This is a genomic window from Massilia sp. UBA6681, assembly GCF_002454935.1.
Classification (GTDB): domain Bacteria; phylum Pseudomonadota; class Gammaproteobacteria; order Burkholderiales; family Burkholderiaceae_D; genus Telluria; species Telluria varians.
In genome coordinates, this window is the sequence record NZ_DKJX01000057.1 from 1 (window position 1) to 21,663 (window position 21,663).

General features: G+C 64.9%; 24 protein-coding genes, 1 pseudogene and 1 riboswitch. Of the genes and pseudogenes, 15 read left to right on the forward strand and 10 right to left on the reverse strand.

All coding sequences use genetic code 11. The features are described from left to right. Positions 1-40: 40 nt before the first annotated feature. The 3 genes from B2R83_RS09540 to B2R83_RS09550 are packed head-to-tail and all read right to left on the reverse strand — an operon-like array spanning position 41 to position 4,018. Positions 41-1,339, reverse strand: a complete 1,299-nt coding sequence (locus tag B2R83_RS09540; RefSeq protein ID WP_292040482.1) for a sugar MFS transporter — start codon at positions 1,337-1,339, stop codon at positions 41-43. 7 nt (positions 1,340-1,346) lie between these two features. Then, positions 1,347-3,170 carry a DNA helicase RecQ gene (gene recQ, locus B2R83_RS09545; RefSeq protein ID WP_036213361.1) on the reverse strand — a complete coding sequence of 608 codons (1,824 nt, stop codon included), beginning with the start codon at positions 3,168-3,170 and terminating at the stop codon, positions 1,347-1,349. A gap of 14 nt (positions 3,171-3,184) precedes the next feature. After that, entirely contained in the window at positions 3,185-4,018 is an 834-nt protein-coding gene (locus B2R83_RS09550; protein WP_292040486.1) for an undecaprenyl-diphosphate phosphatase, read from the reverse strand. Between the two features lie 243 nt (positions 4,019-4,261). Between B2R83_RS09550 and B2R83_RS09555 the strand changes: the two genes are divergently transcribed. Continuing rightward, positions 4,262-4,672 carry a hypothetical protein gene (locus B2R83_RS09555; RefSeq protein ID WP_209587143.1) on the forward strand — a complete coding sequence of 137 codons (411 nt, stop codon included), beginning with the start codon at positions 4,262-4,264 and terminating at the stop codon, positions 4,670-4,672. A gap of 59 nt (positions 4,673-4,731) precedes the next feature. Here the strand turns inward: B2R83_RS09555 and B2R83_RS09560 are convergent, their stop codons facing one another. Continuing rightward, entirely contained in the window at positions 4,732-5,343 is a 612-nt protein-coding gene (locus B2R83_RS09560; protein ID WP_292040491.1) for a PEP-CTERM sorting domain-containing protein, read from the reverse strand. Between the two features lie 275 nt (positions 5,344-5,618). Between B2R83_RS09560 and B2R83_RS09565 the strand changes: the two genes are divergently transcribed. Beyond that, positions 5,619-5,765 carry a hypothetical protein gene (locus B2R83_RS09565; RefSeq protein ID WP_292040496.1) on the forward strand — a complete coding sequence of 49 codons (147 nt, stop codon included), beginning with the start codon at positions 5,619-5,621 and terminating at the stop codon, positions 5,763-5,765. On the opposite strand, the gene B2R83_RS09570 is transcribed toward B2R83_RS09565, so the two are convergent. Next, positions 5,762-6,016 (reverse strand): YkgJ family cysteine cluster protein, encoded by a 255-nt coding sequence (locus tag B2R83_RS09570; protein WP_209587145.1) that lies wholly within the window; start codon positions 6,014-6,016, stop codon positions 5,762-5,764. The genes B2R83_RS09565 and B2R83_RS09570 overlap by 4 nt on opposite strands. A gap of 119 nt (positions 6,017-6,135) precedes the next feature. Here B2R83_RS09570 and B2R83_RS09575 point away from each other — a divergent pair, with 119 nt between their 5' ends. The 6 genes and pseudogenes from B2R83_RS09575 to glf all read left to right on the forward strand — a co-directional run. After that, complete coding sequence (locus tag B2R83_RS09575; protein ID WP_292040499.1) at positions 6,136-7,020, forward strand: SDR family oxidoreductase; 885 nt, start codon at positions 6,136-6,138, stop codon at positions 7,018-7,020. 116 nt (positions 7,021-7,136) lie between these two features. Next, the gene (locus tag B2R83_RS09580) at positions 7,137-7,781 is read left to right on the forward strand and encodes a TetR/AcrR family transcriptional regulator (RefSeq protein WP_292040501.1); all 645 of its coding nucleotides are present in this window, start codon (positions 7,137-7,139) and stop codon (positions 7,779-7,781) included. Between the two features lie 162 nt (positions 7,782-7,943). Then, a complete protein-coding gene (locus B2R83_RS09585; protein WP_209587148.1) occupies positions 7,944-8,597 on the forward strand; it encodes a protein-L-isoaspartate O-methyltransferase family protein in 654 nt (217 codons plus the stop codon). 7 nt (positions 8,598-8,604) lie between these two features. Further along, on the forward strand, positions 8,605-8,928 hold the full coding sequence (locus B2R83_RS09590) for a rhodanese-like domain-containing protein (RefSeq protein ID WP_027866563.1): 324 nt from the start codon (positions 8,605-8,607) through the stop codon (positions 8,926-8,928). Between the two features lie 39 nt (positions 8,929-8,967). Next, positions 8,968-10,344: a TolC family outer membrane protein gene (locus B2R83_RS09595; protein ID WP_292040505.1), complete on the forward strand. Its 1,377-nt coding sequence runs from the start codon at positions 8,968-8,970 to the stop codon at positions 10,342-10,344. Positions 10,345-10,599: 255 nt separating this feature from the next. Then, a pseudogene (glf, locus tag B2R83_RS09600) lies at positions 10,600-11,763 on the forward strand (UDP-galactopyranose mutase); the annotation flags it as partial. A gap of 43 nt (positions 11,764-11,806) precedes the next feature. On the opposite strand, the gene ribB reads toward glf, so the two are convergent. The 4 genes from ribB to B2R83_RS09620 all read right to left on the reverse strand — a co-directional run bounded on the left by ribB (position 11,807) and on the right by B2R83_RS09620 (position 14,043). Continuing rightward, on the reverse strand, positions 11,807-12,451 hold the full coding sequence (ribB, locus tag B2R83_RS09605; RefSeq protein ID WP_292040509.1) for a 3,4-dihydroxy-2-butanone-4-phosphate synthase: 645 nt from the start codon (positions 12,449-12,451) through the stop codon (positions 11,807-11,809). 101 nt (positions 12,452-12,552) lie between these two features. Continuing rightward, a riboswitch (FMN riboswitch) is annotated at positions 12,553-12,696 on the reverse strand. Between the two features lie 74 nt (positions 12,697-12,770). Further along, a complete protein-coding gene (gloA, locus tag B2R83_RS09610; protein WP_292040511.1) occupies positions 12,771-13,184 on the reverse strand; it encodes a lactoylglutathione lyase in 414 nt (137 codons plus the stop codon). 97 nt (positions 13,185-13,281) lie between these two features. Beyond that, positions 13,282-13,713: an OsmC family protein gene (locus B2R83_RS09615; RefSeq protein WP_292040513.1), complete on the reverse strand. Its 432-nt coding sequence runs from the start codon at positions 13,711-13,713 to the stop codon at positions 13,282-13,284. 9 nt (positions 13,714-13,722) lie between these two features. Then, positions 13,723-14,043, reverse strand: a complete 321-nt coding sequence (locus B2R83_RS09620; RefSeq protein WP_036213335.1) for a hypothetical protein — start codon at positions 14,041-14,043, stop codon at positions 13,723-13,725. A gap of 152 nt (positions 14,044-14,195) precedes the next feature. Here B2R83_RS09620 and B2R83_RS09625 point away from each other — a divergent pair, with 152 nt between their 5' ends. The 3 genes from B2R83_RS09625 (at position 14,196) to recN (ending at position 17,833) form a co-directional block, all read left to right on the forward strand. Further along, the gene (locus tag B2R83_RS09625; protein ID WP_292040517.1) at positions 14,196-15,089 is read left to right on the forward strand and encodes a DUF3667 domain-containing protein; all 894 of its coding nucleotides are present in this window, start codon (positions 14,196-14,198) and stop codon (positions 15,087-15,089) included. A gap of 135 nt (positions 15,090-15,224) precedes the next feature. Beyond that, positions 15,225-16,127, forward strand: coding sequence for an NAD kinase (locus B2R83_RS09630; protein WP_292040519.1), 903 nt, complete (start codon positions 15,225-15,227; stop codon positions 16,125-16,127). 41 nt (positions 16,128-16,168) lie between these two features. Then, positions 16,169-17,833 (forward strand): DNA repair protein RecN, encoded by a 1,665-nt coding sequence (recN, locus tag B2R83_RS09635; protein ID WP_292040522.1) that lies wholly within the window; start codon positions 16,169-16,171, stop codon positions 17,831-17,833. A gap of 22 nt (positions 17,834-17,855) precedes the next feature. Here recN and B2R83_RS09640 read toward each other — a convergent pair whose 3' ends face one another. After that, positions 17,856-18,692, reverse strand: coding sequence for a LysR family transcriptional regulator (locus B2R83_RS09640; protein WP_292040524.1), 837 nt, complete (start codon positions 18,690-18,692; stop codon positions 17,856-17,858). 126 nt (positions 18,693-18,818) lie between these two features. Between B2R83_RS09640 and B2R83_RS09645 the strand changes: the two genes are divergently transcribed. From B2R83_RS09645 to B2R83_RS09660, 4 genes are read left to right on the forward strand one after another with little or no spacing between them, the layout of a single operon-like run. Continuing rightward, a complete protein-coding gene (locus B2R83_RS09645; protein ID WP_414674386.1) occupies positions 18,819-19,487 on the forward strand; it encodes an ankyrin repeat domain-containing protein in 669 nt (222 codons plus the stop codon). A 20-nt stretch (positions 19,488-19,507) separates the two neighbouring features. After that, positions 19,508-19,969 carry a nucleoside deaminase gene (locus B2R83_RS09650; protein ID WP_292040526.1) on the forward strand — a complete coding sequence of 154 codons (462 nt, stop codon included), beginning with the start codon at positions 19,508-19,510 and terminating at the stop codon, positions 19,967-19,969. A 22-nt stretch (positions 19,970-19,991) separates the two neighbouring features. Beyond that, entirely contained in the window at positions 19,992-21,245 is a 1,254-nt protein-coding gene (locus B2R83_RS09655) for a cyanate transporter (protein WP_292040528.1), read from the forward strand. Further along, positions 21,235-21,663, forward strand: coding sequence for an organic hydroperoxide resistance protein (locus tag B2R83_RS09660; protein WP_036213320.1), 429 nt, complete (start codon positions 21,235-21,237; stop codon positions 21,661-21,663). The genes B2R83_RS09655 and B2R83_RS09660 overlap by 11 nt, the downstream gene beginning before the upstream one ends.

The following is a 21,663-nucleotide window of genomic DNA, read 5'->3' on the forward strand; positions in this document are numbered from 1 at the left end:
TACCTTAACTGAACGGCATTACGCCGAAGGGCGCGTTTTTTCATGCGCGATGCGCTCGCCGCGCGTACAGTCCGAAGTACACGATCACCGCATAGCACACCGCCGGCACGACCAGCGACATCTTCAGGCCGGCCACGTCAGCCGTATGACCCATGAGCAGGGGCACGACGGCGCCGCCCACGATCGCCACGCAGATCACGCCCGAGCCTTCCGCCGTACGCTTGCCCAGTCCTTCGCAGGCCAAGGTGAAGATGGTCGGGAACATGATCGAGTTGAACAGGCCGATGGCCAGCAGCGACCAGCCCGACACCGCGCCGGTGCTGTTCGCGGACACCAGCAGCAAGCCGATCGTCACCGTGGCGGCACAGGCCAGCACTTTCCCGGGAGAGAACATGCGCAGCAGCGCGGCGCCGATGAAGCGTCCCACCATGGCGCCGCCCCAGTACAGCGGCACGTGCTTGCCCGCCGCCTCTGCGCTCAGGCCCAGCACGTGGGATTCCATCAGGTAGTTCACGATGATCGAGCCGATCGCCACCTCGGCGCCGACGTACAGGAAGATGCACAGCGCGCCCAGCGCGAAACGCGGCTGCCTGAGCAGATCGAACGCGTGCAGGATGTTTTCCGAGGGCGCCGTCGTCTCCACCAGCTTGTGGCGGTTCATCCACACCGCGCCGCCCAGCAGGGCCAGCGCGATCGCCAGGCCGATGTAGGTGTTCACCACCACCCGGGTCTCTTCCTGGCGGAAGGCGTCGAGCGCCGCGCCGCTCAGGGTCGAGACATCGACCGTCGCCAGCGAGCCCAGGATCAGGATCGCGCCGACATAGGGGAACACGGTGGTGCCGAGCGAATTGAAAGCCTGGGCGAAGGTCAGGCGGCTGGAGGCCGTTTGCGGCTTGCCCAGCATCGAGATCAGGGGATTGGCGACCACCTGCACGATGGTGATGCCCGAGGCCAGCACGAACAGCGCCAGCAGGAAGGTGGCGAACACGCCCGAGTAGGACGCCGGGATGAACAGCAGGCAGCCCAGGGCCATCGTGACCAGGCCGACCACGGCGGTGCGCATGTAGCCGAGGCGCTGCACGATGGCGGCGGCCGGGATCGAGACGAAGAAGTAGGCGGCGAAGAAGGCCGACTGCACCAGCATCGCCTGGGCGTAGCTGAGCGTGAACAGGTCCTTCAGCTTGGGGATGATGACGTCGTTCAGGCTGGTGATGCCGCCGAAGACGAAGAACAGCGCGAAGACGAAGGTCTGCAGGCTGGCCGCGTTCTGCGGCACGGCGGCCTGGGCGCCATCCTTGTCGGGGGCCGCGGTGGTGCTGGTAGGAGTGGGGAGGGCCATGGTGTCTCTACATCATCTCGTTGATGATGGCGACGATTTCGTCGCCGTAGGACACCAGCTTCTTCTCGCCGACCCCGGACACGCCGCGCAGCGCGTCCAGCGAGCCCGGCTTGACCTTGGCGATCTCGCGCAGGGTCGCGTCCTGGAACACCACATAGGCCGGCACGCCGTGCTCGCGCGCGGTGCCCATGCGCCAGGTGCGCAGGCGCTCGAAGATGGCCTGCTCGGAGCGCGACAGTTCCAGTTCCTCGTAGCTGCCGGCAGCGCGCGACGAAGGCCGCTTGGCCTTGACGGGTTTTTGGTACTGGCGCAGCTGCACTTTCTGCTCGCCCTTGAGCACCGGGCGCGCGGCGTCGGTCAGCTTGAGCGAGCTGAAGGCGTCGTGGTCCACGGTGACGAAGCCGAGCGCGATCGCCTGGCGCACGATGGCGCGCCATTCCTGCTCGGAGCGGTCGGCGCCGACGCCGTAGACGGTGAGCTTGTCGTGGTGCCACTGGCTGATGCGCTCGGTCTGCGCGCCGCGCAGCACGTCGATCACGTGGCCGGCGGCGAAGCGCTGGTCGACGCGGTAGATGGCCGACAGCAGCTTTTGCATCGGCACCGTGCCGTCGACCTGGATCGGCGGGATCAGGCAGGTGTCGCAGTTGCCGCAGGGGCCGGAGCGCTCGCCGAAGTAGTCGAGCAGGCGCATGCGCCGGCAGGACAGCGTTTCGCACAGGCCGAGCATGGCGTCGAGCTTCATCGACAGCACGCGCTTGAAGGTTTCGTCGGCCTCGGATTCGTCGATCATCCGGCGCTGCAGCACCACATCCTGCAAGCCGTAGGCCATCCAGGCGCTGGCCGGCAGGCCGTCGCGGCCGGCGCGGCCGGTCTCCTGGTAATAACCCTCGAGGCTCTTGGGCAGGTCGAGGTGGCAGACGTAGCGCACGTCGGGCTTGTCGATGCCCATGCCGAAGGCAATGGTCGCGACCATCGTGATGTTGTCTTCACGCAAGAACCGGGACTGGTTCGCGGCGCGCTGGCTGTACTCCATGCCGGCATGGTAGGGCAGGGCGCGAATACCGTGCTCGTTCAGGAAGTCGGCGGTTTCCTCGACCTTTTTACGCGACAGGCAGTAGACGATGCCGGAATCCTGCGGGTGCTCGCTGCTGATGAAATCGAGCAGCTGCTTGCGGCCGGTGGTCTTTTCGACGATGGAGTAGCGGATGTTCGGGCGGTCGAAGGACGAGACGAACTTGCGTGCGTCGTCGAGCTGCAGGCGGTGCGCGATTTCCTCGCGGGTTTGCAGGTCGGCGGTCGCGGTGAGGGCGATGCGCGGAATGCCCGGGTAGCGCTCGTGCAGGACCGACAGCCGGATGTATTCCGGGCGGAAGTCGTGGCCCCATTGCGACACGCAGTGCGCCTCGTCGATGGCGAACAGCGAGATCGGCGAGACGTCGAACAGTTCCAGGCAGCGCTGCGTCAGCAGGCGCTCGGGCGCCACGTAGACGAGGTCGATCTCGCCGCTGCGCACCAGGCGCTCGATGCGCAGGGTTTCCTCGAAGGTCTGGGTGGAGTTCAGGAAGGCCGCGCGCACGCCGACTTCTTCGAGGGCGTCGACCTGGTCCTGCATCAGCGCGATCAGCGGCGAGACGACCACGCCCACCCCCTCGCGCAGCAAGGCCGGGATCTGGTAGCACAGCGACTTGCCGCCGCCGGTGGGCATCAGGACGAGTGCGTCGCCGCCGCTGGCCACGTGCTCGACGATGTCGGCCTGCTGCCCGCGGAAAGCGGGATAGCCGAAGACCGTTTCGAGAACGTGGAGGGCGCGCGCGCCGATTTCGCTTGTCATACTCTGCTTACTGTTTATTCAGCCCAGGTCACCAGGCCGAAATGGGCGGTCACGAGGACCAGGATACCGAATACGATACGGTACCAGGCGAAGATCGTGAAGTCGTGCGAGCTGATATAGCGCAGCAGCCAGCGTACGCACAGGAAGGCCGCGAGGAAGGCGGAAAAGAATCCCAGGCCGAACAACGGAAGGTCGGCGGCCGACAGCAGCGCGCGCTCCTTGTACACGGAGTATACCGTGGCGCCCAGCATGGTCGGCATGGCGAGGAAGAAGGAGAATTCGGTGGCCGCCTTGCGCGACAGGCCGAACAGCATGCCGCCGATGATGGTCGAGCCGGAGCGGCTGGTGCCGGGGATCAGGGCGAAGGACTGGGCCAGGCCGACCTTGAGCGCGTCGAGCGCGCTCATGTCCTCGACCGTCTCCACGCGCGCCGCCGTCGGGCGCAGGCGGTTGCGCCGCTCCACATACAGGATCAGGACGCCGCCGATGACCAGGGCGATCGCCACCGGCACCGGATGGAACAGCAGTTCCGTGATCGTCGAGCTGAACAGCACGCCGGCAATGGCGGCCGGGAAGAAGGCGATCACGACATTGCGCGCGAAGCGCTGCTGGACCGGGTCCGCCCCCAGCCCCTTGAGGACGCGGGCGATGCGCTCGCGGTATTCCCAGACCACCGCCAGCATGGCGCCGGCCTGGATCACGATCTTGAACACGACCGACTTCGGGCCGGTGAAGTCGAGCAGGCTGCCCATGAGGATCAGGTGGCCGGTGGAGGAAATCGGAAGGAACTCGGTGAAGCCTTCGACCAGGCCCATGATGATCGCCTTGACGGCGAGAAGAATGTCCATGAATGCGTTAGTGTGAGAGCGGCTGAATGCGGATGCTGTCGGGATATCCCGTGGAAGGTACGGCGGGGCCGAAGCTTAACATGATTGCAACAGGCGACGTCGCCCGCTGTGTCCGGTGCAAGATTGTACCGCGCCGAGGTTGCCGCAGGGTTAGCTCATCGCCATGACGGCAAAATTCTTCCGTGCGCCGCCAGCCCGAACGCGTGCTACACTGGACCGCATGCGTATTCCTGACTCAACCGCATGAGTATCTTTGTTGTCCTGATCCTTGCTGCGCTCGCCTGGGCGGCATTCCACGGTTGGCAAAGCCCCAACTCCCTGCGTTACCGTCCCTGCCAGGGCCGGGCCTGGCGCAATACCTTCCCTACCGCATCGCGGAAGGACATCCGCGATTTCCTGTCCGTCTTCGTGTCATCCTTTTCCTTTCGCGAAAGCGAGCGGCTGCACTTCCGTCCCGACGACGAAGTGCTCGGCATCTACCGCGAGGTGAACCCGACGCGCTGGCTGCCGGACGCGCAGGAATTCGAGACGCTGGCGAAGGCGCTGCGCGAGCGCTACGGCCTGCGGCTCGACGACATCTGGCACGAAGGGATGACGCTGGGCGGGCTGTTCCAGCGCGTGCAGCAGGCGCGCGGCAAGAGCGCTGCAGCCTGAGCAATGCACAATAAAAAAGCGAAGCGTTCCCGCTTCGCTTTTTCGGCATACCTGCCCGGTCAGTGCGGTTTGCGACGGCGCACCAGCCCCAGTCCGCCGAGGGCAATACCAAACAGGGCCATGCTGGCGGGCTCGGGCACGGCAGTGCCGTACACATCGAGTTTGGCCGAGTACAGCGTGAAATTATGCGGGCCAAGACCCTCTTCCGAGAACCACAGGAACAGCTGCTTGTTTGCGGCGATCTGGCTGAACACATCTGCCTGGCTCGGCCGTAGTGTGAATGTTTGCGACACAGGGCCCGTCTTGCGATCCATCGTTTGCTTGGTATTGCTGCCGTGGGTCGCCGAGTCGGCAAACCTGACACGCCACAGTTCGGTCAAGGCATTGGTCGCTCCAAAACTCAGGGTCAGTTCAAGCCGGTCGAGGCTCTCATAGTTGAGCGAACTGAAATCAAAGATGTCATAGAAGCGCTGGCAGTTACTCCCGTCCTTGACGGTGACGGAATTGGTATTGAGCGTGTCGCAGGAGCCAGCCGGCATGCTGGCTGGCGTCGATGCGCTGCTGCCATAGGTCCTGCTAATCGAACCCAATTGAACGACCGCAGCGCTAGCGCTGGAGATCGTCGTGGTCAACAGCAGGGCGGCAATCGAGGCTTTCAGTATATTTTTCATTTGTCTCTCCCATGGGTAGTTAACTTCCTTTTACAACCCCGGAGTGATATGCAATTTGCATGCCAACAATATGTTTTAGAGAGAAGTAAGTAAGACCCGCGCTTTGCATTTGTGAAAATGTAAAGTTTCTCGACAAGAAGCTATTGCTTTAGGAAGAGCGCATACCGCTGCCCTCAGGCTTGTCTTTTGCTATCTCAGCGATATGTTGAGGCAATGCTCAAACAGAAACTGAACTGGAGACGGCCGCTGTTCTATGTTTGCTGCCGATCTTTTTCGTGATGGCCTTCCTCGGCTTTCCACTGCCCGTCGCGCCGCCGCCGGCCACCAAGCCGGCGGTCGAGCATGCGACCGTGATCAAGAAGAAGAAAAAACGCATCGGGCTGGTCATGCCCGAACAAGACGATTCCAGCAAAACGACCTAGGGTGCGGTCGCACGCTCCAGTTCATCCAGCCAGCGGATCGCCTGCTCGCGGCTGTCCCCGCACATTTCCCTTGATGGCTGCAGCCCGCCGCAGAAAGCCGGTCGCTCGGGCCGGCCGAAGATCAGGCAGCGATTGTCCTCGCCCAGCTGCACGCAGCGCACGCCGGCCGGCTTGCCGTCGGGCATGCCCGGAATCGGGCTGGTGATCGAGGGCGCGGTGCAGCAGGCGCCGCAGTTGCTTCTACACTGCATGGTGGAGGGAAGGACACAAGGAAGGGCAGCAGTATAGCGCCGCGGCGCTCATGGCGGGCGCGTCGCCCGCCGGTTTCCTGCTACGTTGTTGTCATCCCACAGCACAAGCAGGAGGCCCCATGTCCAGTCCCCTCAAACCCCTGAACCGCCAGGTCGTCGTGATCACCGGCGCCTCGAGCGGCATCGGCCTGGCCACCGCGCAGGAAGCGGGCAAGCAGGGCGCCAAGCTGGTGCTGGCCGCGCGCGGGGCCGACGTGCTCGAGGCGGTCGTGCAGGGGCTGGTCGAGAACGGCTTCGATGCCATTGCGGTGGTGGCCGACGTCGCCGAGCGCGCCCAGGTCGAGCGTATCGCGCAGGTCGCGATCGAGCGCTACGGCCGCATCGATACCTGGATCAACAATGCCGGCGGCACCATCTACGGCCGCCTCGACCAGGTATCCGAGGAAGACAGCCGGCGCCTGTTCGACATCAATTTCTGGGGCATGGTGCATGGCTCGCTGGTGGCGCTGCCGCACCTCGCGCGCCAGGGCGGCGCCCTGATCAACCTCGGCAGCGAAGCCTCCGAGGTAGCGATCCCGATGCAGGGCATGTATTCGGCCAGCAAGCACGCGGTGAAAGGGTTTACCGATGCGCTGCGCATCGAGGTCGAGCACATGGACGGGGCGCCGGTGTCGATCACGCTGATCGAGCCGACCGCCGTCGACACGCCACTGCCCCAGCATGCCCGCAATTACATGGACTGCGAACCGAAGCTGCCGTCGCCCCAGGTCGACCCGCACGAGGTGGCTGCCGCCATCCTGCATGCGGCCGTGGTGCCGATGCGCACGGTGCGGGTCGGCATGATGGCCGAGATCGACGTGCTGATGGAAAAGATCGTCCCCGGCCTGACCGACCGCCTGTCGGTATTCCAGGTGCCGCGCCAGCAGCAGGACGCACCGCCGCGCAACCCGGATGGCGCCTTGTATGCATCGCGAGCAAACGGGCGCATTTACGGACCTTCATGAAAGCATGAAATCACGTAAATACCTGTTTATATTGACAGTTTTGGTAAGGATTGCTTGACTGCCTGACAAGCCGCGTCTATATTCTATGGTTGTTCATTTGGTTTCTAGGCAGAAACATGGAATGTCCAATCGACAGCAAGCCGCGGTGGGAACGCCGGAAGGAGGCCCGTCCGCAGGAGCTCCTTGCTGCCGCAATTGATCTGTTCGTCGAACGCGGCTTCGCCGCCACCCGTCTGGAAGACGTGGCGCGCCGCGCCGGTGTCTCCAAGGGTACGCTGTATCTCTACTATACGAACAAGGAAGAACTGTTCAAGGCCGTGGTGCGCGAGAGCATCCTTCCTTTCCTGGGCAAGGCCGAATCCTCGGTCGCCGAGTTCCATGGCCATAGTGGCGACCTGCTGCGCGACGTGGTGATGAACTGGTCGCGCCAGATCGGCCAGAGCAAGGCCTCGGGCCTGGGCAAGCTGATGCTCGCCGAAGCCGTCAATTTCCCGGATCTGGCGCAGTTCTACCGGGACGAGGTCATGAGCCGCACTGTCCACATGATTTCGAGCATCGTCGAGCGCGGCGTCAGCCGGGGCGAGTTCCGCAATGTCGACATCCTGCAGATGACCCAGGTGCTGATCGCACCGATGATGATGCTCAACGTGTGGCGGCACTCGGCCGTGGCCCCTTGCGAGGATGGCGAGCTGCAGCCCCAGGCCTTCCTCGAGAACCTGCTCGACCTCACTTTGCACGGCCTCCTCCCCCGCAGTGCCTGAGTTGCCATTTGCGCCATTACGCCGCTTTTTCGGCGTTCAACCCCTCCAAACTGCAGACTGTCGCAATTTCCCCCGGTCCGGGCAGCCCATCGCTAAGATGTGCGTCCTGAGGCCGTTCAACGATAAAATATCGGATTATTTATTTTTCCATCGAGAACTCAGATGAATATCGAACAAGCCCGCTTCAACATGATCGAACAGCAGATCCGCCCGTGGAACGTGCTTGACCAGGACGTGCTGGACCTGCTGCACGTGGTCAAGCGCGAACAGTTCGTGCCGGCCGCGTACCAGAACCTGGCGTTTGCCGACGTCGAGATCCCGCTGCCGGGCAGTGAAGCGATGTTCAACCCGAAGGTCGAAGCGCGCATCGTGCAGGAACTGGCGGTCAAGAAGCATGAGAACGTCCTCGAAATCGGCACCGGTTCGGGCTACATGGCGGCACTGCTGGCGCACAAGGCGCGCCACGTGACCACCGTGGAAATCCAGCCGGAAGCCGTGAAGCTGGCGCAGGAAAACCTGGCCCGTGCCGGCGTCACCAACGTGACGGTCGAAGAAGGCAATGGCGCCGGCGGCTGGGACAAGGGCGCGCCCTACGACGTGATCCTGGTGTCGGGCGGTCTGCCGGTGCTGCCGGAAGCGCTGCTCAAGCAGGTGAAGGTGGGTGGCCGCATCGGCGCGATCCTGGGCGAGGCGCCGGCGATGAGCTTCAACATCATCACCCGCACGTCGGAAACCGGCTACGACACGGTCAAGCTGTTCGAGACCATCGTCAAGCCGCTGACCGGCGCGCAGGCGCCGTCGCGCTTCCAGTTCTGAGGCCGCGATGCAGCACATGACCGCACCGGAGCTGGCGGCCCGGCTTGCCGACGGGGCAGCCGAGCAGCCACTCCTGCTGGACGTGCGCGAGAACTGGGAATTCGAGACCTGCCACATCGCAGGCTCGACCCAGATCCCGATGCACCTGGTGCCGATCCGGGCCGGCGAACTGCCAGATGACCGAGAAATCGTGTGCATCTGCCACCATGGGGCGCGCAGCATGCAGGTCGCTGCCTTCCTCGAACGGAACGGATTTGACAACGTAACGAATTTGACGGGCGGCATACACGCCTGGGCCGTACAGGTCGACCCTTCGATGCCGAAGTACTGACTTGATTCCTAACTATTGATGACTCCTGTGGAGAATGTAATGCAGAAACCCCTGCGCAAATCCTTTCTTGCCGTGCTGGTTGCCGGCGCCGTCTTTTCGCTGAACGCCAGCGCGGCGGACCTGCTCCAGGTGTACCAGCAGGCACTCGCCAACGATGCGGCCTATGCAAGTGCGCGTGCGTCGGCGGCTGCCGGGCGGGAGCGGATTCCGCAGGGGCGCGCAGGACTTCTCCCGACCGTGGGCATCACCGGCAGCAGCATCAAGAACGACCGCGACGCGTCGCCGTTCAACGAAGGAACCACCGTCACCGATCCGCTCACCGGCAGGCAAACCATCGTGGCCGGAGACGGCTCGAACCTGCGCACCAGCACCTACACGCTGCTGCTGACGCAGCCGCTGTTCCGCTGGGATCGCTGGGAAACCTACCAGCAGAGCAAGCTGCAGCAGGCCGTCTCCGACGCGCAGTTCGCCCAGGCCCAGCAAGACCTGATCACCCGTGTGGCGCAAGCCTACTTCGACGTGCTGGCGGCCCAGGACAAGCTGGAATCGACCCGCGCCCAGAAGACCGCGGTGACCGAGCAGCTGGCATCGGCCAAGCGTAACTTCGAAGTCGGCACCCAGACCATCACCGATACCCACGAAGCGCAGGCGGCGTATGACCTGGTGATCGCCCAGGAATTCGCGGCGGTGAACGACCTCGACAACAAGCGCAATGCGCTGCAGGCCATCATCGGCACGGCGCCGAACAGCCTGGCGCCGCTCAAGAGCGGCATCACCCTGACCGCGCCGTCGCCCGCGAATCCCGACCCATGGGTGTCGTCGGCCGAAACCCAGAACTACGGCGTGGCCGTGTCGGAGCTGCAGGTGGAACTGGCCAAGCGCGAGATCTCGAAGACCCGCGCCGGCCACTATCCGACCCTGGACCTGTTGGCCAGCAACCAGCGTACCAAGGTCCACGGCGGCACCCCCGGTGCTTCTGGCACCAGTACCAACAACGGTATCGGCGTGCAGTTCAGCGTGCCGATCTTCAACGGCTTCGCCGTCACCAGCCGCGTGCGCGAAACCATCGCGCTGGAAGACAAGGCCCGCAACGACCTGGAAGCGACGCGCCGCCAGGCCGCCCTGCAGGCGCGCCAGGCCTACCTCGGCGTGAACAGCGGCATGGCCCAGGTCAAGGCGCTGGAAGCGGCGGAAGTGTCGAGCCAGTCGGCCCTGGAGTCGAACAAGCTGGGCTACCAGGTCGGCGTGCGCATCAACATCGACGTGCTGAACGCGCAGCGCCAGCTGTACCAGACCCGCACCGACCTGTCCCAGGCGCGCTACAACACCATCCTGAACGGCCTGCGCCTGAAGGCGGCCGCGGGCTCGCTGCGCGAGTCGGACCTGGCTGCCGTGAACAACCTGCTGGAAAAGTAATCGCCGCGCAGCCTCGCGCTGCCGAGAAATGTGAAAACCCGGGCCGCAAGGTCCGGGTTTTTGTTTTTTGGCCTTATGCTAACTCATTGATTCTGCAAATTAATAGTTGACGCACGACAAGTTGCGCCGAGGGGGATTTTTTTACAAAGCTGATAAACTGGCAACGTTAATGCGCCTTTTCATGGCAGGCCAGAAGAGCCTGCCTGCCAAGAGTGCCGCAGCCAGGATTCTTGTTTCTTCAGCTCTTCCCTAAGGAAAAACAACATGCAAAAGAACATCGCGATTGTCGGCGCCGGTTTTTCCGGGGCCGTCATTGCCAACCAGCTGGCACAAGCTGGGTACAAGGTCGAGATCTTCGAATCGCGCCCCCACATCGCGGGCAACTGCCATTCGGAGCGTGATGCCGAAACCGGCGTCATGGTGCACGTCTACGGGCCGCACATCTTCCACACCGATATCGAGCGGGTCTGGGAATTCGTCAACCGCTACAGCCGCTTCATGCCCTACGTGAACCGCGTCAAGGCGATCACCAACGGCGCCGTCTACACGCTGCCGATCAACCTGCTCACCATCAACCAGTTCTTCGGCAAGACCTTCCGTCCGGCCGAGGCCCAGGAATTCCTGGCTTCGCTCGGCGACAAGTCGATCGAGAACCCGGTGACCTTCGAGGATCAGGCCCTGCGTTTCGTCGGCCGCGAGCTGTACGAAGCCTTCTTCAAGACCTATACGGTCAAGCAGTGGGGCATGCAGCCGACCGAACTGCCGGCCAGCATCCTCAAGCGCTTGCCGGTGCGCTTCAACTACGACGACAATTATTTCGCCCACAAGTACCAGGGCATGCCGGAAGACGGCTACACCGCGCTGGTGGAAAAGATCATGGACGTGCCGGGCATCACCCTGCACCTGAACACCAGGTTCGACCCGGCCAACAAGGGCGATTACGAGCACGTGTTCTACAGCGGCCCGATCGACGCCTGGTTCAAGCATTCCGAAGGCCGCCTGCCGTACCGCACGCTGGACTTCGAAGTGTTCCGCGACACCGGCGACTACCAGGGCAATGCCGTCATCAACTACTGCGACAATGCCCAGCCGTACACCCGCATCACCGAGCACAAGCACTTCTCGCCGTGGGAAAAGCACGAGAAGACGCTGATGTACAAAGAGTACAGCCGCCAGTGCGAAGAGAAGGACATCCCGTACTACCCGATCCGCCAGGCGCGCGACAAGGAGCAGCTCGAACGCTACGTGAACGTGGCGCGCGAGGAGCCGAACGTGACCTTCGTGGGCCGTCTCGGCACCTACCGCTACCTCGACATGGACGTGACCATCAACGAGGCGCTGGCAACTAGCGACAAGTTCCTCGAGTGCGCCAAGAACAACGCGCGCATGCCGGCTTTCGCCATCGATCCGCTGGCGTAATGCCATGATGGGTGATAGTCCAGCGGACCATCACCCCATGCGATCAGGGGCGCTTACGCCATTCGATCATCTCCGCAATCGTCAGGATCGGGAAGCCGTGCAAGGCGGCGAAGTGCTCGATCTGCTCTCCGCGCATCATCGTCCCGTCCGGATTCATCAGCTCGCACAGCACGGCCGCCGGCTGCAGGCCCGCCATGGTCGCCAGGTCGACCGAGCCCTCGGTATGCCCGGCGCGCGCCAGCACGCCGCCCGGCGTGGCGCGCAAGGGGAACACGTGGCCCGGCCGCACCAGGTCATCCGGCTTCGCATCGGCTGCGATCGCCGCACGGATGGTGGTGACGCGGTCCGCCGCCGACACGCCGGTCGTGACGCCATGACGCGCCTCGATCGACACGGTGAAGGGCGTGCCGTAGCGGCTGCCGTTCTCCGCCGCCATCGGCGGCAATGCGAGCGTGCGCACCTTGTCTGCGGAGAGACACAGGCATACGATGCCGCTGCATTCGCGGATCATCAGCGCCATCGTCTCGACGCTGAGCTTGTCGGCCGCGACGATCAGGTCGGCTTCGTTCTCGCGGTCGAAATCGTCGAGCAGGATGACGGGAATCCCGTTGCGCACGGCGTCCAGGGCGGCGGCGATGCGGCCTTCCAGGTCGGTGCTGGTGAGGGAATAGGTGGTGGTGACTAACATGTGAAACGCTCCTCGCAGTAAGTTGGCGAAAAACGCATCAGGGCAAAGCAAAGCGCGCGCCGGCCCGGCTGCGAAAAGCAGCGAGGACAGCGCGTGGCAGCGCACATCTTCTTTCATCCGGACTATACCGTCGGCCCTGGCCTCTCACCAGGTCTGCTGACCCTGCTTGCGCAGGCGCTCGCGGGCTCGAGCCCTTGCAGGCTCATACCGCCGGTGGGGAATTGCACCCCGCCCCGAAGACGTAATTTAAGTTGATGCCTGAAAAGCAGGCCCGGCGATTGTAGCAGCGCCGCGCCGGTCCTGCTGAGGAAGGAAGAGCTTAGCTGCTCAGGCCGGCACCGGTTGCATTGTCCTTGCGCTCGATGAGCTCGACCTTGTAGCCGTCCGGGTCGGTGATGAAGGCGATCACGGTGGTGCCGCCCTTGACCGGGCCCGGCTCGCGGGTGATGTTGCCGCCCGCGGCGCGCACGCCGTCGCAGGTGGCGTAGATGTCTTCGGCCGAGATGGCGATGTGGCCGTAGGCCGTCCCCATGTCGTAGCTGCCGACGCCGTAGTTGTAGGTCAGCTCGAGCTCGGCGTGGTCCGGGTTGCTGCCGTAGCCGAGGAAGGCGAGCTTGTACTTGTACTCGGGATTGTCGCTGGTGCGCAGCAGCTTCATGCCGAGCACCTTGGTGTAGAAGTCGATGGAACGCTGCAGGTCGCCGACGCGGAGCATGGTGTGGAGGATGCGCATGGGGGTGTCCTTCTGGTGAAACGGAAAGCGGCCATTTTATGCGCTGGGCGCGATTTCTGCCGGACGCTGCCTCGCGATGGCAGCATCCGGCAGTGCCTTAGTTCTCCAGTCGCGACGTCATCGTGATGTCCGCGTTCAGCAGCTTCGACACCGGGCAGTTTTCCTTGGCCGTGTTGGCCGCCTTGTCGAAGGCTTCCTGGCTGGCGCCCGGGATCCTGGCCACCAGGTCGAGGTGCACCGCGGTGATCGAGAAGCCGCCTTCGACCTTTTCCATCGAGACGGTGGCGGTGGTGCGCAGTTCCTGGGCCGTCAGGCCGGCCTGGCCGAGTTGGCCGGACAGCGCCATCGTGAAGCAGCCTGCATGGGCCGCGCCGATCAGTTCTTCCGGGTTGGTGCCGGGACCGTCCTCGAAGCGGGTGTTGAAGCCGTACTGGGTGTCCTTGAGCACGCCGCTCGCGGTCGAGATCGCACCCTTGCCGTCCTTCAGGCCGCCGCTCCAGACGGCGCTGCCATTGCGTTTGATGGTCATCGTTTCTCCTTACAGGTTGTTCTTGTCGGCTTTGTCGTTGGTGGTGTCGTGCCGGCGCATCGAATCGTTGTTGTCCGGCTGGGGCTTGGCCTGGCCAGTGGCGCCCGGCGCCGGGTCGACGGCGTTTTCCAGGCCGTCGGGATTGGTGCCGTACATGTCGGTGTTCACCAGGCCTTGCGCCATGTCCGACGCGGCCTGCTCCATGATGCCGCGCGGTTCCTGGTCCTGCGCGTCCGGGCTTTCGTCGCGCTCGTGCGGCTGGCGCTTGACGCCATCGTTCTCGATCGGTGCCTTCGTGTTGACGAAGCGGTCTTTGGTTTCGGTCACCATATGGGCCTCCTTGTAATCCAGTTAACCCTCATCGTAGCCGCCGCCTGCCGAAGCAGTCGCGCAATTGGCGCCGGCGGCATGACAATGAGAGATGCTTTTTTGCAACTAACCCGTTAACATGGCAGCTTGGACAATACTGCGGAACCTGTATCGTGACTGCCCACGCCCTCGACACCCACCAGCACGCCGCCTTTTGCAAGAACTGCGACGCCGCTATTGCCGGCAACTACTGCCACCAGTGCGGCCAGGCGACCCACCTGCACGTGCCGAGCGCGCGCGAATTCCTGCACGAGTTCATCGCCCACTACGTGGCGCTCGAGGGCAAGCTGTGGCGCTCGCTGAAGCTGCTGCTGTTCAAGCCGGGCTTCCTGAGCCGCGAGTACATCGAAGGCCGCAGGGTGCGCTACATCGAGCCGCTGCGCCTGTACCTCACCTTCAGCATCATCTTCTTCGCACTGTTCAAGATGAGCGGCGTGGAAATCATCAACATCGGCGGGCGCAGCGAGAGTCCGGCGGTCGTGAGCGCACCGGCCGCCGAGAAGGAAAAGCGGGCGGAGGAAGCCGAGGATGCCAAGGGAATCCAGCGCAATCTCCAGCATATGCTGGGCCAGGTCAATCCCCGGCTGGAGCAGGGCGCCGAGCGCTTCTTCGCCCTGTCGCCCAAGGAACGCAACGACACGGCCAAGCGCGTGTTCTTCAGCTACACGCCCTACGCGATCTTCCTGATGATGCCGGTGTTCGCGCTCTACCTGAAGCTGCTCTACCTCGGCTCGGGGCGGCGCTACGGCGAGCACTTCCTGTTCGCCCTGCACAGCAATGCCTTCGCCTTCCTGATGCTGAGCCTGTTCATGCTGGCGGACGGCTGGAACTTCGTCCGCGTCGTGCTGCTGGCCTGGCTGGTGTTCTACCTGCCGACCGCGATGCGGCGCGTGTTCGGCGGCGGGCGGATCGTGACGGCGCTGCGCTGGATGGTCCTGATGGTGCTGCACCTGTTCACCCTGATCATGACGGTGTCGCTGGCGGTGGCGCTCGGGCTCTTGATCTGATCTTGCCGGAAGCGCGGGGCGCCCGTTATACTGTTTATTTGTACAGTCATTTGCGAGCGCCCGCAGGGCACCGATATAGCAGACGCAGGGATAATCGGTTAATCTCCGTAGTCCCGACCCAACCGCCCTGGAACCATGCCTGTGACGCCTGAAAAGCAACAAATCATCGCGCTCGTGGTGCGGCAAAATACCCCCGGCATCGAGGAGCCGGCCCGGCAGCTCACCGAGTTCCTGGCCAAGGAAGGCTACCGGGTGGTGTTCGAGACCGACACCGCGGCCTACCTCGGTATCGAAGGCATCGAGGCCATGACGGTGGCCGAGATCGGCGAGCAGGGCAGCTACGCGGTGGTCATGGGCGGCGACGGCACCATGCTCGGCATCGCGCGCCAGCTCGCCAAGTACGACATTCCGCTCATCGGCATCAACTCGGGCCGGCTGGGCTTCATTACCGACATCCCGCTCGAGCGCATGGTGCCGGCCCTGCACGAGATCCTGCAGGGCCAGGCCCGCAGCGGCGAGCGCACCCTGCTGGAAGCGCGCGTGGTGCGCGACGGCGAGGAGATCTTCTGCAGCGTCGCCTTCAACGACGTGGTGGTGGCGCGCGGCACCGGCGCCGGCATGGTCGAGCTCAAGCTCATCGTGGATGGCGAATTCATGTACAACCAGCGGGCGGACGGCCTGATCATCTCGACGCCCACCGGCTCGACCGCCTACGCGCTGTCGGCCGGCGGGCCGCTGCTGCACCCGAAAGTGCGGGGCATCGTGCTGGTGCCGATCGCGCCGCACGCGCTGTCGAACCGGCCGATCGTCGTGCCCGATTCCAGCGAGATCGTGGTCGAGCTGGTGGCGGGGCGCGACATCAGCGTCAACTTCGACATGCAGACCTTCACCAGCCTGCAGCTGGGCGACCGCATCGTCATCTCGCGCTCGCCGCACACGATCACCTTCCTGCATCCGCGCGACTGGAGCTATTACCACACGCTGCGCGAAAAGCTGCACTGGAACGAATACCCGACCAACGAAGGCAAATTGACGTAATCCCGTCACAAGCAGAGCAAAAACAGGAGACCCGATTTTTCATGCTGCGCACACTTACCATCCGTGATTTCGTCATTGTCGACGCCATCGAACTCGAGTTCGCGCATGGCTTCACGGTGTTCACCGGCGAGACCGGCGCCGGCAAGTCGATCCTGATCGACGCGCTGCAACTGGCGCTGGGCGGACGCGGCGACGCAAGCATGGTGCGCGAAGGCGCGGCCAAGGCCGACATCACCGCCGAATTCGCGCTGACGCCCACGGCCTCCGCGTGGCTGCTGTCCAACGAATTCCCGACCGAGGAAGGCGTGGCCCTGATGCGCCGCGTGATCGACAACGCCGGCCGCTCCAAGGCCTGGATCAACGGCATCAGTGCCACCGCCGCGCAGCTGCGCGAGCTGGGCGACATGCTGGTCGACATCCACGGCCAGCATGCGCACCAGTCGCTGCTCAAGCTTGACGCCCAGCGCGCCCTGCTCGACAACCAGATCGCCGTGCGCGACCCGGCCGCCAGCGAAGAGGTGCAGGCCACCGCGAGCGCCTATAAAGCCTGGCGCGCGCTGGTGCGCCAGCGCGAGGAATTCGAGAACGATGCACGCAAGGTGCTGCTCGAACGCGAGCGCCTGGAGTGGCAGGTGAGCGAGCTCGACAAGCTGGCGCCGAAGGCCGGCGAATGGGCCGAGATCAGCAACGAGCACAGCCGCCTGTCGCATGCCGCCAGCCTGCTCGAAGGCGCGCAGGAAGCGCTGCAGGCCATCTCGGAAGCCGACCATCCGATCCTGTCGCAGCTGTCCTCGCTCAACGCCAAGCTGGGCAAGTTGGTCGACGTCGACGCGCAGCTGCAGGAAGTGCTCGACTGCATGGAACCGGCGCGCATCCAGCTGCAGGAAGCCGTGTACGCGCTGAACAACTACATCGACAAGGTCGAACTCGACCCGGGCCGCCTGCGCGAAGTGGACGCGCGCATGGAAGCGCTGCACGGCGCCGCGCGCAAGTACCACGTGACGCCCGAAGAACTGCACGAGGAACATGCCGCGCTGGCCACCAGGCTGCGCCAGCTGGCCGACGCCAGCGACCTGGAAGGCTTGCGCAAGCAGGAAGAAAAGGCCAGGGCGGCCTACATGAAGGTGGCCGAGGGCCTGTCGAAACGGCGCCAGCAGGCGGCCGTGGAGCTGGGCAAGGGCGTCACCAGCGCGATGCAGGAACTGAGCATGAGCGGCGGCCGCTTCGAGGTGGCGCTCAACCCCGGCGAACCGGGCGCGCACGGCCTCGAGCAGGTCGAATTCCTGGTGGCCGGCCATCTCGGGGTGGCGGCGCGGCCGCTGGCCAAGGTGGCATCGGGCGGCGAACTGGCGCGCATCTCGCTGGCCATCGCCGTGATCACCGCGCACGCCACCACCACGCCGACCCTGATCTTCGACGAGGTCGATACCGGCATCGGCGGCGGCGTGGCCGAGGTGGTGGGGCGCCTGCTCAAGCGCCTGGGCCAGCAGCGCCAGGTGCTGTGCGTGACCCACCTGCCGCAGGTGGCGAGCCAGGCCAACCAGCACTTCCAGGTGGCCAAGGGCGCCACGATCGAGGGCCGCACGGTCTCGCGCATCGACGTGCTCGACACCCGGGCGCGGGTGGAAGAAGTGGCGCGCATGCTGGGCGGGATCGAAATCACGGAAACCACGCGCAAGCACGCCAGGGAGCTGCTGGCTTCCTGAGGCCCGCAGCTTGATGCGGCATTCACCGCTTGTCGAGCACCTCCGCCATCGCCCTGGCCAGTTCGGACACCAGCCCGCCCTTGTCCCAGGTGTAGATGGAGACAGCCATGGGCGGCGCCGTGCCGAAGGGAGCATGGATGCGCAGGCGCCGTCCCCTGGCCGCCTGCACGGGAAGCAGGGATAGTCCAAGGCCGCCTTCCAGGCCGACCAGGATGCTTTGCAGGCTGCTGCCCGAGAACGCGATATACCAGCGCCGGCGCTCGCGCTCGATGCGCTCGAACATGGCCTCGCGATACAGCCCGCCCGGTGGAAAGACGACCAGCGGAATCGGGTCGGGCCATGGCTGCGTGCTGTCTTCGCCTTCGAACCAGGCCATCGGTTCCGGAAACGTCGCGAGGCAATCGGCGCTTGCCGCCGCTTCCTTGACCACGACGATATCGAATTCGCCGCCCCGGTAAGCCTCCGCCAGGCTGCGGCTCAGGCCCGTCGTGATGTCGAGCCGGATCGAGCGATCCTGGCCGGCCAGCGCCTGCAAGGCCGAGGCCATCCTGCCGTCGAAGACGTCCTCGGGCAGGCCGATGCGTACCGGTCTTGCGCCGGCCGGGTCGGCGAGGGCCGCCTGCGCTTCGCCCTCGAGCAGCAGGATGCGCCGCGCATACCCCAGCAGCCGCTCGCCGGCGGCGCTCGCGCGTACCGGCCGGGCCGAGCGGTCCACCAGCGGCTGGCCGACCGACTCTTCCAGCCGGGCGATCTGCTGGCTGATGGTGGATTGCGTCATGTGCAGGCGGTCGGCTGCTGCGGTAAAGCTGCCCGCATCGACAATGGTCACAAAGGCACGCAACAAGCGTAGATCGAACATTTTCCTGCCCGGTTCATGGTGGAGTAGGTATCCTACCATGCAGGATTTTAATAATTTTGATGATTTAATTTAATTTCAAAATAATGCGCGAGGGGTTTATGCTTGGCCGATCAATTCGGAGCCGACATGACCAAGTCAATCATTCCCACTTTCTGCGCAAGCACCATGCTTGTGGGCATGCAAGCCTGTTCGGCGCAGCCCATGCCCGCCCATCCGCTGCATGCCGCCGCCGCGCGCGGCGACGTCGCGGCCATCGAGCGGCTGCTGCGTGAAGGCGCCAGGATCGACGCGCGCGACGCGTCCGGCGCGACCGCCTTGCTGGCCGCGACCAGGGCGGACCAGGCCGCCGCTGCTCGGGTGCTCATCGAGGCCGGCGCCGACGTCAATGCCAAGGACCAGATCAACGACAGTCCCTATCTGTATGCCGGCGCCCACGGGTATCTCGACATCCTGAAGATGACGCTGGCGCACGGCGCCGATCTGCGCAGCACCAACCGCTATGGCGGAACGGCCCTGATTCCGGCGGCCGAGCGCGGCCACGTCGATACGGTGAAAACCCTGGTCGAGGCCGGCGTGGCGGTAGACCATGTCAACAAGCTGGGATGGACCGCCCTGTTGGAAGCCATCATCCTGGGCGGGGAGGGCGAACGCCACCGGCGGATCGTGGCCATCCTGCTCGAAGCGGGCGCCGATCCCAACATTGCAGATCGCAACGGCATCACACCCCTGCAGCATGCGCGCGCCCGCGGCTACCGCAAGATCGAAAGCGTCTTGCGCGCCGCCGGCGGGCGCTGAGCTTTTGAAAGGAAAAGCACATGAACCAGGACACGGACTTTCTCCGGCAAGCCATCGCGCTGGCCTACGCCAATGTCGAACGGGGCGGACGTCCCTTCGGTGCGCTCATCGTCAAGGACGGCAAGGTGATCGCGCAGGCGGTCAACGAGGTCGTCGGCACCAAGGATCCCACGGCGCATGCCGAACTGCTGGCCATCTGCGCCGCCAGCCGCATTCTCGACTCGGCCAGCCTGGAAGGCTGTACCGTCTATGCCAGTGGGCATCCTTGTTCCATGTGCATGGGAGCGATGCGCATGGCCGGGATCGCGGCGGTGACCTATGCCTATTCCAACCAGGACGCCGACCCCTTCGGCCTGTCCACGGCCGCGGTCTACGCCGACCTGGCCAGGCCCGCCGACCAGCAGGCCATGCGGATCCGGCACCTGCCGCTCCGCCTCGACGGCGAGCCGGACCTGTACGCGCACTGGCAGCAACACCATTAGCCCGGGCGCAGTACGCCGGCTAATGCCGATCGCGGCCGTGGTGCTGGTCGGGATCAACCTGCGGCCCTTCATCACCGGCATCGGGCCGCTCGCTTCCAGCATCCATCGCCACACAGGGCTGGGCCTGCAGGGCATGGCGCTGCTGACCCTGGTTCCGATGCTGCTGATGGGCATCCTGGCGTTCGCCGCGCCGGCGCTGGAAAGCGCCATGGGCGCGCGCCGCGCGGTGCTGTTCGCCCTGGCCGCCATCTGCGGCGGCTGCGCCCTGCGCCTGCTGGCCGGATCGGGCGCCGCCCTGGTCGCCACCGCCGCCCTGATCGGCGCGGGCGTGGCGCTCGTGCAGGCCGTCTTTCCAGGGATGATCAAGCGCGCCTTCCCGCGCCACACCGGGCCCGTGATGGGGCTGTATTCGGCCATGCTGATGGGAGGCGGCGCCCTCGGCGCCATGGTGTCCCCGGTCCTCGCCGAGGCCAGCGGTAGCTGGACGGCGGGACTGGCATGCTTTGCCCTGCCGGCCCTGCTTGCCGTGCTGGTGGCCCGGGTGGCCCTGCCTGCCGATGCGCGCACGCGTCCCGGCCGCCGCACGACGCAGGCGCTGCTGGCGCGTCCCCGGACCTGGCTGCTCATGGCCTGTTTCGGCCTGGTCAACGGCGGCTATTCCTCCGTCGTGGCATGGCTCGCGCCCGCCTATCAGGCGCAAGGCTGGAGCCCCGCCGCCAGCGCGGGCCTGCTGGCGACCCTGGCGGCGGGGCAGGCGCTGGCGGCGCTGGCGCTGCCTGCCATCGCCAGAAAACAAGCGGACCGGCGGCCCTGGCTGTGGCTCACGCTGGGCATGCAGGCCCTCGGTTTTACCGGCCTCGCCCTGGCCCCCGGCTGGGCACCTTACGCCCTGGCGGCCATCCTCGGTGCGGGCCTGGGCGGCTGGTTCGCCCTGTCGATGGGCGTCGCGCTCGACCATCTGCCCGATCCCGCGCAGGCAGGCGCGCTGACGGCGCTCATGCAGGGCGGCGGATTCATCCTGGCCGCGCTGCCGCCCTGGCTCGTCGCCGCGCTGCATGAACTCAGCGCCAGCTATGTTCCGGGATGGTCCTGGCACCTCGCCTGTGTCGGCCTGGTGGCCGGGCTGAGCGTGCGCTTCAGCCCGGACAGCTATGGGCCGGCGATGGCGCCGCCGCACTCCCGTCCTGCCCCTTCCGCCATTCTGTGGCAAAGTAGTCAAGGCTCCGCTCCGCGGACACGTCCAGACCACCACAGGAGAAATTCGAATGAGCATTGACAACGTGCTGTACCGCGCCCAGGCCACCTCGCAAGGCGGCCGTGAAGGCACCTCGAAAAGTTCCGACAATGTGCTTGACCTGAAGCTGAGCACCCCGAAAGAACTCGGCGGTGGCGGCGGCTCGGGCACCAATCCCGAACAGTTGTTCGCGGCCGGCTATTCGGCCTGCTTCCTCGGCGCGCTCAAGTTCGTGGCCGGCAAGGAAAAAGTGACGCTGCCGCCCGACCTGACCGTCACCGGCGACGTCGGCATCGGCCCGATCCCGACCGGCTTCGGCATCGAGGTCGACCTGAGCATCAAGGCGCCCGGCATGGACGAGGCCCAGCTGAAGGAGCTGGTCGACAAGGCCCACGTGGTCTGCCCCTACTCGAACGCCACCCGCAACAACATCGACGTGCGCCTGCATACCAGCACCTGA